Origin of the sequence: Nitrosomonas sp. Nm51 (assembly GCF_900111165.1) — a bacterium.
Classification (GTDB): domain Bacteria; phylum Pseudomonadota; class Gammaproteobacteria; order Burkholderiales; family Nitrosomonadaceae; genus Nitrosomonas.
On sequence record NZ_FOGH01000011.1, the window covers coordinates 36824 to 48402 of the forward strand.

The window sequence follows — 11579 nt, forward strand, 5'->3', positions numbered from 1 at the left end:
TTAAATCATTTGATCAGGAATAATCATCATTTAAGGGGACATCAATAGCTTCAGGATTGCCAGATAATTCACAGGCTGTTTTCTGTCTGCATAAATACCAGTTTGTTTCGTAATGATAGTCCCACAGCGCTTGTCTTAAGTGATTAACATCTTTTATTCGGTGAACACCTTGCCATTCGCCTATACTATGGACAGCTTCCACAAAACAAACATCGGCTTCATTGTCTCGAGTGCTGGCGACTTCATGATTCTTATAAACAGGGGATATCGCTTTGTATCCGGTCATTATCGGCACCAGAAAGCCAGGTTCCGGTTTGTTTACATATTCCCAAACCGCATCGGTATTCTCATTTGGTTCACAGTAGGAGCGCCATTGTTCTAGAAGTTTTTTATTGACCTTATTTTCGTCAATAGTAGAGAAATAGTTTGCCAGTTCAACCGGTATTTTATTCTGATCATACGGCTCATCTAAATGTTGTTGCCACACATTAAATAATTGTTGAATATCATCATTTTTTGGCTGTTTATCTAGCAATTGAGTTAAGTGACGATTGATCGAGTCATATATAGGTCTTGCTTTTTGCTTTAACGCTATAAAATCCATCCAGGCATCGAATAATTCTGCTTCGGGATTTATTGCTTGCAGCGTTTGAAAGTGTTTCTCCAAATACGCCGACCTATCCAACAAGACAAAACCCGGGAGTAATTGACGCGTCATGGCGCGTAAGTTACCGCCATTTTTCTCATTATCGATGGTAAAAAAATCGATTGAGCTTATTTCTAAAATTGTTCCCCCTGCCAGGCGTTGTAATTGACAATTCGTTTTAAGCCATTCGATAAACTCCTCTTTACGATCTCCGCCAATATCGCCTTCACAAGCGATAATCAGAGAGACATTCATATCCATTTTGCCTTCCTCAATGACCGGTGGCGTTCCTACTTTATATTTGGATTGTTCTTTATATTGAAATGCTGTCGTTCGATGTTGGACAAACTGATTGAAAGCATAGGTATGCACCTGATGCGAATGAGCGATAACTGCACAACCTGACAAAATCAAATGGTCAAACTCTTCTGTTACAGCATTTTTGACTCTTTTTTCTAATCGTTCTTTTCTAGCTTTTGCAAGTTTATAGGTCAGGTGATGAGTAAAACCTAAAAAATGAGTGATTGCGGGAAAACCCCAGGTAAAACCGGCAACAGCATTTGCTCCTTGCACCTGAATATGGTTGATCAATAAATACTGGTTCATACGGTTTCCCTCAATGACTGTTTAATGCGTTGCTCAATAGGCTCCATGTATTCACGCAACGGTTGCTCCAGCATTATTTTCCATAATCGGTCATGTTCTGCTTGTGGGGTAAACTGTTTATCTCGACCTCTAAGTTGATTATTCAGCCATCGAGCAAAGTCTATGCAGATAATCGCCTGCCAATCTTCCTTTTGGCGTTTAGCCTGAAATGTTTCATCCAAGCGATAAGGATCCAGTAGGTATAGGTGTGATTTCTTGAGTTTGGCGTCCGCGTTACTCGACCAATTGGGCGGCAAATTCTGGATTGTTCCGACATAGAACAAAAATTCATCAATAATATTGTTTACCCAGCGATCAAGATGACGTTTTCGTTTAGGTTCTTTAATACTTAAATCCAGTTTCTTGAACCGTATCAGGAAGTCACGTAAATAACCGACTTCAACTTTAATTGTTGAATTGTGTAAATCGCTGAACAGCGATTTTCTAAGCAAAGGAGGTTTTATTTGGGATTGCCATATTGATGGCCGATTTGAAAAAAGATGTAACTTACCTCCTCGTTTTGCATTTAGTTGAGAAGCATTACTGTGGTTACTCGCTGTTACACCCAGTTGTGACCGATTGATATACTTAGGACTAATTTCAGAAGAATATTTGTTTTTTTCTAACAGTTTTTGAGTTGATTTTTCTCTTTCGTTAAATATCTTTTCGTGTATGGTATGGGCCATTGAAGAAGAAATGACATTACATAAAATATGATAGCTCCGCTCCATTAATTCCAGATTATACTCCGTAGGAAAATAAATTTGTTTAGCTAATACATGTGAACTTGGTTTTCCTGTATCCAGAGCGCCTCTAAATCCATTTATCCATGTATCAGCTGCTGCTCTATCTTTTTCATCATCTATGAAACAGTCAAATAGCTGCTCATCTAATGCCAATTGCTCGACAAGTGTTACACCATTTAATTCAAGTTCAAGAAATTGAAAAATTGGTGCAAATTGGTTTCCTTTAACCGCTCCGTCAACGATTTTGTTTTTTAAAACTGATGTCGTAATAACTGTATTTTTTTGTTCGGAAATAGAATCATAAAATGATGATGCATTAATGCTGGAATGTGTTAACTTTATGACATGTGTTGCGAAATTTACGCTGGAAGCATTTTCACAATTTTTCGATAACCAATTTATTGGCTCATATTTTTTTCTAAATGATGTTATCGTTTTTTTATATAATCTTAATTGTTTAAAGATATTCAATCCTTCTGGCTTGTCTTTGGCTTTTAACAAAGTAATTGCTCTACGATGCTGAAAGTCTAAGGATGATTCATCCTTTTCTTTCTTATTTTTTTGGGAATTAAACACTAATTCTATTTCTTCATCGTTAAAAAAACTCTCTTTTTCATATATGGTTTCTACTGATTTAATAATATTTTTTAAGTAATTTTCTTCATCTGCTTCACGTTTTCTTCTGAAAAAATCGATGATCACATCTTCCCAAATAGCAAATTGTTTTCCTGATTCACTCATTCATTACTCCCAATATCCTGATAAACGCCTAAATAAGGATGAAAGCTATATTCTGCGGTTTCAGCCTTTTCATATTCAATCAATCTCACTTCACCGAAACGGCTGCTGATTTCTTTTAACGTCCAGCCAAAATCACTGGCTAACTGTTGATAAATCGTCAGTGCATCTTGTTCAAACCAGAAATCATTGCCTTTTTCACGGTAATCTAATTCATCCATTATTATTTCGATTGGCGGTTCGCCAAATTCAGGCGGAGACACATGGTCATTCTTCCAGCGCCATTTAGGACTAGAAAATTCATTTTCCAGCCACAGGTAATAAGCTTCATCCTGCTTGGAATCACGAAAGCACTGCTGGCGTTGCACCTCACCGCACCAGTGTGGTTGACTTTTCCACCATAACTTGACAGGACTTTCGCCATCAAATAATTGTCTGGCTAAGGCCCTTTGTTCAAATAGCGCCAGATTTTTTAAATGCTTGTTATTTTCGCGATAGTCTTTAGACAGATGGATACGGTATATTGCCGTGATGTGTTGGTATTGTTCTTCACTCAAAATGTCATTCAGATCATGTTCTTCCATGATTAAACCGCTGGATTCAAAACCAGGCCGTTCAAAACAGATTTTCTTTTTACACAGCGCTTTATAATTTTTATTGAGTAATAGGGCATTCGGCTTTTCAGGCGTTTTGTTTCGATGCCTCAACAGTCTCCCCGCCAGTTGGATAATCGATCGCATGGAGCTCGGTTCAACTATGGCCCAGTCATAATCATGGTTGCGTCCTACTTCAGCTACTGGCGATGCCAACACAATAAAAATATGGTGCTTTGCCTCGGAATGCTTTTGTGTGGCCTGCAGAATTTCAGGTTGTCGCCAAATAGCCTGCTCGTCTTTTCGATACAGCAACCTGTCGAGTTTTTGTTCGATAGCGGCTCGTATCGCCAAAGGGTAACGACTATGATAGACACAATAGTGAATGCAGGTATCGGTAGAAGGGGCTTTGCCCAGCAAGGTTTTGGCTATAGCAACCAACGGATTGATATTCGCCATACGTATCAGACCAATCGAGAGCGTTTTATCACCGTTGGTCAAACAATGATCTTGATGTAGGCGGAGCGCACCCGCATGAATGATATCAGCCATATTATCGATAATGGTTCTATCATTGTTTTCTGGTATATCAACGATGTCAGCGATTCGTTTCGGCGGCAGTGCCTGTAAATAGTTTATGCGTTTGCCTATCAGTTTTTCATGTTTTGCCTGAAAATCACCGAATTCCTTGATTTTCTCATCGTGACAAATATCTTTTTCATCAAACCAGGCGCAAAGTATTTCGCCTGACCAGTTTTCTAGATTGGCTTTGGCATATTCAGACCAGCCGGCTTGATACGCCTGAAACAGCGCATAAACCAAGGCCGGCGGCAGGGTTGCGCTGGAAAATAGAATCCGGCTGCCTAACAAACCTGCCCAATGAACCAGACGGCATAGCGCAGGCAAATCATTCAAGCCGAAATCATCCGGTTCATCCAGCACCAGATCAGAAGTTAGCAAGCGCAACATGGCAGGAATGTGTTTACCGCCTTTTGTTCCTTCAGTCGCCGGAACCAAATGATCTATCGTACTAACCAAAATCGGCGCTGAAATCAATGCATCCAGCCCTTTTTGCTTTTTGGTCCACTGACTCAAACTGTGTTCATTCTCTATACCTGAATAATGTATCTTCAAATCCGCATCGACCAATTCCTCTTGCGATGCACTGCCACTTTCCTCTGCGGTTTGTGTCCCATCAGTTTCTTTTTCATAACGTGCCTGTTGCTGTTCGAAGAGTAATTTAACGGCAATGCCGCCAACAGCTATCGCCAGTTCTTTTTCCGTTAAATCAAGCTCATTCTGAAATTCCTTGCCAGTTTGCAAGGTTAGCACCCGCAACCCCATAGCGACACTAAAGCGAATTCGCCCGGTTTGTTGTCCAAGCGCCGTCATAATCCTGGCATTAGCTCGTGTTTTTCCCTTACCGGTCGATGCCAGATTGATACCAAAAAAACCCATATTTATTGCGTCTTTCCCGACTTTAGAAACTAAGCTATAGGCATCGTCCTGCCAACCGAAATCATCTCGATATATTTTAGAAACATTATCGGTGAGCGCATCATTAGGTTCCAATGAATCCAGCGAGCGCGTTAGCCTTTTTAAATCTTTTACAATTTTTTCTGCAAAATGTGCCACTGCGATCAAGTGTTCATCCAATTGCTGCTTGTAGTGTTTCTTCCCATCAATCCACTCTGTATTGGCGTAGACCTGATAATTGGGGTTGCGCCATTTTTCCACCTTCATTTCTTGTAGCTCTTTAAAAGAGAGCGAAGAATAGTAATGATCAGCCAGAACCAGAGATAAACGAGATAAATGGCTAGTAAACAGTTGTTCATGCAGCCAGTCTGTTTTATTACTCAACCAGAGTCTAAGGTCAGCCAAAGCTTCAGACGCCAGTGAGCAGGCTTTTGATCGCCACTGCATACTTTGAGAAGGTAAATCACAAAATTGCCAATTCTCTTCGATACGCTCTTTTTGATCGGCATCTTTGCAGTTGTGTGAATTCCACAAGGCAGTGAAATGTTCATCAATCCATTGATCGATATATTTCAGATCAGGTTGATCTTTTTCTTTCCATCCAGGATAGACAGGTAGTTTGTGATGAGTAACGATCAACCACGCAACCAATTTTGCAAACACAGGCAGATCGGACAATATAGGCTTTTTTGCTTTATCGAGCCCATCTTTGTAACAGTTAGCAAAATCGTTTCGACCAACATCGCTTAAAGAAATAAGCCATTCTTTATCGGTTTTCTTACCTACAAACGTCTGAAACAAACGAAATGAAATCCACTCGTGCCGATAAGGTTCAAAGTTTGAAGTTTTTTCGTCCGGGTTTATTTTCTTTTGAAATAGACTGGTTGCTTTGCCGAAATCATGAAATAAACCCGCTATTGCTGCCGCAAATCTGATCACGTCTATTGTTTGCCACTGATATTTATCAATAAACTGTTCTATTTCAGCTTCCGTCAAATTCACCGGCACAATCCCTTCCCGATTAAATTTCTTCCGGTTCCCCACTACCCACACTAACTCACTGCGACTCCGGCTGCGTATCCAATGACAGGAAACGGCGGTGTTCTTGGTGGCGGTTTTTCTGAGTAATTTTTTGACGGCGGTCAGCCCTTCTTCGGTAATGACGGTTTGCCAGGTGTTGTCGCCGATGCGGTTGGCGAAAGCATCCAATACCCGCCGGGTGCGATTGAGTGCTTTTTTCTGGCATTGGCTGACGAAAGTGACCATCATGATTGATGCTTCTCACCCCGGCCCTCTCCCAACGGGAGAGGGGGATTGTTTTGCAGAGCCTGCTGCTTGACTTGCTCAAACATAAAATCCATCGCTTTATGCTCGGTGAATTTCTGCAGGATTTGCTGACGGAATTCCTGTTCGGTCATTTTTTCCTTGGCGCAGATAAACGCCCAGGGCAGAACGATGGCGTCTTTGATCAAATCAGCCACGTCGAATACCAATGCACCGCGGCGGGTTTTGCCATGCATCACGGCAAAGCCATGCGGTATCCCCAGCACCCATAGCGTGCTTGCGGCCAGACCGTAGGCCAGGTAATTGCCGTGATTCAGAAAGGCATTGGCGCTGTCGGTACTGTCGTAATCGCGCACGAAATCTTTTTGCTCGGTACGGCTGACAGCGGTTTTGTAAAGGTTTTTGGTGAGTTGCGCTTCGATCAATAACAGTTCGGTAACGTTTTTCGCTTGCTCTACTTTGCCTGAATAGCCTGAAAAGGCTTGCTGGATATCAAGGTTGTCAACAAAGAAACGCTCATTTTTCAGATCCCTGTCTTTGCTCCATACTTTTTGCAGATATTCGATGCGGGAAAGCTGGAAATGCCTGGCAACCTTTAAGCGCTGCGTTTCATCGAACCAGAACGACAGCCATCCCTGAACATATTCAGTGGGCCGGTACTCGCTTTGCGGCGTGAACCATTCGATTTCCGTGCCTGCCAGTAACGGTGTGCCGCCGCCTCCGCTGAAACCGATCAGAACGCCCGCCGAAGCAAGCATGCGTACCGCTGCCTGTGTGATTGACGTGCCGGTGCCAAGTAAAATGACTGTAGTGTTGGCGATCGGGATGTTCCAGTAGCGGTTTTCTTCTTTGTCTTCTGTCAAATAAAGAACCCGCCCATCCTTTTGCATGACACGGCATTTTTCCAGGTAATAGATGTTTGCACGTTTTGAGTGCAGTATTGCCTTCAAATCTGTTAGCTGATCCATACGCAAACCTTTTCAACTCAGAGAATGTATTCCGCTGCGAAACCTGCAAAACTATAATTGATTCGCTCCGGTTTTTCCGAAAGCTTTCCAGTGCTCTATCAATATGATATTGCCGGGACTGGTTATTAACGGCTGCGCTGCAAAAGCCCGGGCGGTGCGGGTCGCCGGGTTAATAGAATGTCGGCAATGACATCCCCATCCACAGCAACACCAGAATGATCATGGTGATGCCGACACCAATGGTGCCGATGATCATGCCGATAAGTATGGTGATGCCGTCCTTGCTCAGCAGCCCCAAAGACATAATGAGAATACCCCAGCCTGGCGGAAAGTTGGTCAGCGGTATGGGTAGCGATATTGATAACGCGAACACAAACGTAAAAATACCGATGATCCGTTCCCAGGTATGCACGCTAATATAGGTCAGGCGCGGCTGCAACCGTCTTTCAATTTTTTTAAGCCAGGGATTGGCTTTGGCAACCAGTTTTTCGAGGCTGGCGCGCCGAATTCTTTTTTTCGAGATCCACAGGGGCAGCCAGGGCGATTGCATGCCGATGATCATTTGGGATGAGAAAATAAATAATGGAATGGAAAAAAAAGTGGTGTAACCGGGCGGCACCGGTACCGGCAGGCAGAGTGGCAGCGCGGCGATTGCCAGCAAAATGCCGAAGCCACGTTCGTGCAGAGAGTTTTTGATCTCGCCGATCGTCAGCGTATCGCTTCGATAAACGACAACAACCGTTTCCAGCAGCTCCGAAGTGGAGCGCTCCCTGGCGCTATTGTTTTTTGCAGATGAATTGTTATCGTTATTGTCGGGGTTCGTACTCATCGGTGTTACCTGCACTGTCGGCTGTATCTTTCCAGATAAACGGCGGCTGGTAAAGTCGTAATGAATGGTTTTTGCCGTTTTTGATGAAATATCGGTAATTTTCTGTATGGGTTTCGATTACACTATTCATACCGGAGCGCATCGACGGGTTTGAGCGAGGCGGCCTTGCGGGCGGGATAAAAACCGAAAAAAATCCCTACCGCGGAGGCGAACAGAAAAGACAGCAAGACCATGCTCAGGGTAATAACAACCAGCATATCAACCACTTGACTGATAATCCATGCACCGCCAATGCCCAGAATCACACCAATCATGCCGCCCATAAAGCAGATCATAATGGCTTCCAGCAAGAATTGAATGAGAATAGCGCGCCGATTGGCGCCGATAGCCATGCGAATGCCGATCTCGCGCGTGCGCTCGGTGACGGAAACCAGCATGATATTCATGATGCCGATACCGCCGACCAGTAATGAAATTGAGGCGATCGCACCCAAAACAATGGACAGGATTTTTGCCGTATCGGTAGCGACGTCGGCAATGGCGGTCAGGTTTCGTACTGTAAAATCATTCTCCATACCATCGGATATGCGGTGACGCTGGCGCAGGAGCTGCGTGATTTCGATCTCTGCCTCATCCATCATTTCAGGAGATTTCGCCTGAACAAGCATGTAGCGTATCGACCCGGGAAACTGATTGCCGGTAATCTGGCGTTCGCTTGTTGTTATGGGAATAAAAACATTATCGTCCTGATCGCGCCCGCTCAGGCTCTGACCTTTGGCCGCAAGCACACCGACAATCTGAAAGGGGCGGTTGGTAATGCGGATCGTTTTGCCGACCGGGTTGACCGTGTCGAACAGGTTTTCAGCCGTGACCGATCCGAGCACCGCGACACGCGCCGCCGACCGGACATCAGACTCGGAAAAAATCGTGCCGTCTTCGATGGTCCAGTTTCCCACCATAAAATAATCCGGCGTGGTTCCGGTAATCGACGTACTCCAGTTTTTTGCGCCGAAATTCAGTTGCGCCGTACCGCTGATTACCGGTCCTGTTGCATTAATTGAGGGTAGTTCGGCGATTGCTCCGGCGTCACTGACAGTCAGTGTCTTTACGCTGCCGCTGCCAAAACTCAGACCGCCCGATGAAGTTGCGCCCGGCAGCACAATAAACAGATTGCTGCCCATCGTTTCGATGGATTGGTTGATTTTTGTCTGTGCGCCTTGTCCTATGGATAGCATCAGAACGACAGCGGCCACGCCTATAATCATACCGAGCATGGTCAGCCCGGTGCGCAGACGGTTCATGCGCAGAGCGCGCATCGCTTCTCCGACGATGGTGACGAAATTCATAGTGTTGCAGAAGACATAAACGGTTCAGTCATATAGTTATTAGGAGTCATTCATAAATAACAGTAACACCTGGATCGCATCTGGCGGGCACACTGCGGCGTTGTTCGTCGTCGCCATAGCTTGTGCTATGGCTCATCCTCCCGCCTTGCATTGCATCCCGCCAGACGCGTCCAATTGTCACACTTATTTATTCGCGGCTCCTTAGCGTACAGGAGTCAAATCATACAACCGGATTATGGGTGCTCTCAAGCGCATGACCGCCATCATAGACGATACTGCCGTCTTTGATCTGAATTAACCGCCTGGCGTAAGCCGCAATGTCATTTTCATGTGTTACCAGAACGATTGTAATGCTTCGCTCCCGGTTTAGCTGTTCAAATAGCGTCATAATCTCTTTGCTGGTTTGAGAGTCGAGATTGCCTGTCGGTTCATCAGCGAGTATCAGTGGTGGTTGATTGATCAGCGCCCGGCTGATGGCTACGCGTTGTTGCTGGCCGCCGGACAATTGATTGGGATGGTGCATGGCGAATTTTTCCAGTCCGGTGCGGCGCAGCTGCTCCAGCGCTTTTTTGCGGCTGTTTGCGCGGTTTTCTCCGGCATACAGCAGCGGCGCAGCGACATTATCCAGGGCGGTCATGCGTTTTAACAAATTGAAACCCTGGAATACAAAACCGATATAACGGTTGCGAAGTTTGGCGAGCGCGTCATTCGACAGCATGGCGACGTTTTGATCTTCCAGCCAATAGCCGCCGTTTGTCGGGGTATCAAGGCAACCCAGTATATTCATCAGTGTCGATTTGCCCGAGCCGGAGTGGCCCATAATGGCGACAAACTCACCTTGCGCAATGTTCAAGTTGATGTTCTGTAATACCGGGTTTTCAATCGTTTTGCCATTGGCATCAACAAGCCTGTAACTTTTGTGCAGTTGTGCAATGCGGATTAAAGCGGACGCTGGAGGGCTTGTCTGGTTTACCGGCATGCGCGAGTCAATCAAAACATTCTGAATCTGAATTTGGACTTGGCGTCTTTTTTGTCAATTTTTTCCCGGATAATCACGGCATCCCCTGCACGAACGGCGCCGCCGGCAATTTCGGTAAAATGACCGTCCGTAATACCGGTGGTAACATAGGCCGCGACAGGCCGGCCGTCAGTCAGCCGGTAGATCACGGATTGCCCGGGTTGTCCGGCAGGCGGCTGGCTTTCGCCCGCGGCTGATTCAGAATCTTTGGGTTGATAGCGCAGCGCTGCATTGGGGACGCGCAACACATTGTTTCGTTGATCAACCACAAAATGAATATTGGCGGTCATACCCGGCAAAAGAGAGCCGTCAACATTATTGACCATTGCCACAACATTATAGGTTACAACGTTTTCCTGTATCGTTGGATTCAAGCGGACCTGCTTGACCCTGCCGGTGTATGCGCCGTTCGGATAGGCGTCGACGGTAAAGTTGATCGGTTGACCGATACGCAGCAAACCGATATCGGCTTCTGCAACACTGATGTTGATCTGCATTTCACGTAAATCCTTGGCGATCTGAAACAATACAGGCGTCTGGAAATTTGCCGCAACGGTTTGGCCGACATCGACATCGCGCGCAATAACGACACCGGATATCGGTGACTTGATAATGCTGTAATTCAGATTGGCGCCGTCTCTTTCAACCTGCGCTTTACTGACCGCCAGCTGCGCGTTTGCCGCATCGAGTTCCTGCCTGACGATGTCGAGTGCTTCAATCGAGATAAACCCTTGCGCATACAGCTCACGGTGGCGTCCCAGTTTGCGTTGCGCGATGCTTTGTTGTGTTTGCGCACTGAGCAGGCTGGCTCTGGATTGTTCCAGTTGCGCCCGCAGCAGTGCAGGATCGAGTTCCGCGAGAATCTGGCCGGTTTCAACCTGGTCGTTGAAATCGGCATGCAGCTTGGCAACCGTGCCTGAAACCTGGGTGCCGACATTAACGAGAACAACGGGTGTCAGCGTGCCGTTTGCGGATATGGTCTGGACGATATCTCCATACGCTGCTAAACGCGTAAGATAAGAATCGGCCTGGGGTTTATCGTCATTTTTTGTATACCAGTATACCGCTGCCGCACTCAGGAGCAGCAGCGCTATGATTATGAATCGGGTGGTGCGAATACGCATGGCTTGTTAAAAGGGATATTTTGCAGGCAGGGTGAAGAAAGCATGATCGTGCGTTAGCGCTGGCATTGTAATCAGATTTGAAGATTATTGTTAAAGTTATAATGACCGGTCATGGCGATCAGCATGACATTGAGACATGTTGCACCAGCCCAGGTTCAACGCACGC

8 protein-coding genes are annotated in these 11579 nt (G+C 45.5%); all 8 read right to left on the reverse strand.

The window, feature by feature from the left end; translation table 11 throughout:
* Window positions 1-13: 13 nt before the first annotated feature.
* Window positions 14-1252 carry a type I-F CRISPR-associated protein Csy2 gene (gene csy2 / locus BMY60_RS05915; protein ID WP_090332119.1) on the reverse strand — a complete coding sequence of 413 codons (1239 nt, stop codon included), beginning with the start codon at window positions 1250-1252 and terminating at the stop codon, window positions 14-16.
* Window positions 1249-2778: a type I-F CRISPR-associated protein Csy1 gene (gene csy1 / locus BMY60_RS05920; RefSeq protein WP_090332120.1), complete on the reverse strand. Its 1530-nt coding sequence runs from the start codon at window positions 2776-2778 to the stop codon at window positions 1249-1251. The genes csy2 and csy1 overlap by 4 nt, the downstream gene beginning before the upstream one ends.
* Window positions 2775-6053, reverse strand: a complete 3279-nt coding sequence (gene cas3f / locus BMY60_RS05925) for a type I-F CRISPR-associated helicase Cas3f (protein ID WP_256250712.1) — start codon at window positions 6051-6053, stop codon at window positions 2775-2777. Before cas3f ends, csy1 begins: the two co-directional genes overlap by 4 nt.
* Before the next feature lie 56 nt (window positions 6054-6109).
* On the reverse strand, window positions 6110-7096 hold the full coding sequence (gene cas1f, locus BMY60_RS05930) for a type I-F CRISPR-associated endonuclease Cas1f (protein ID WP_090332124.1): 987 nt from the start codon (window positions 7094-7096) through the stop codon (window positions 6110-6112).
* A 169-nt stretch (window positions 7097-7265) separates the two neighbouring features.
* Window positions 7266-7925 carry an exopolysaccharide biosynthesis protein gene (locus tag BMY60_RS05935; RefSeq protein WP_090332126.1) on the reverse strand — a complete coding sequence of 220 codons (660 nt, stop codon included), beginning with the start codon at window positions 7923-7925 and terminating at the stop codon, window positions 7266-7268.
* A 122-nt stretch (window positions 7926-8047) separates the two neighbouring features.
* Window positions 8048-9271 (reverse strand): ABC transporter permease, encoded by a 1224-nt coding sequence (locus BMY60_RS05940; RefSeq protein ID WP_090332127.1) that lies wholly within the window; start codon window positions 9269-9271, stop codon window positions 8048-8050.
* A 220-nt stretch (window positions 9272-9491) separates the two neighbouring features.
* Window positions 9492-10250 (reverse strand): ABC transporter ATP-binding protein, encoded by a 759-nt coding sequence (locus BMY60_RS05945; RefSeq protein ID WP_090332162.1) that lies wholly within the window; start codon window positions 10248-10250, stop codon window positions 9492-9494.
* An 11-nt stretch (window positions 10251-10261) separates the two neighbouring features.
* Window positions 10262-11413, reverse strand: coding sequence for an efflux RND transporter periplasmic adaptor subunit (locus BMY60_RS05950; protein ID WP_090332130.1), 1152 nt, complete (start codon window positions 11411-11413; stop codon window positions 10262-10264).
* Window positions 11414-11579: the final 166 nt, after the last annotated feature.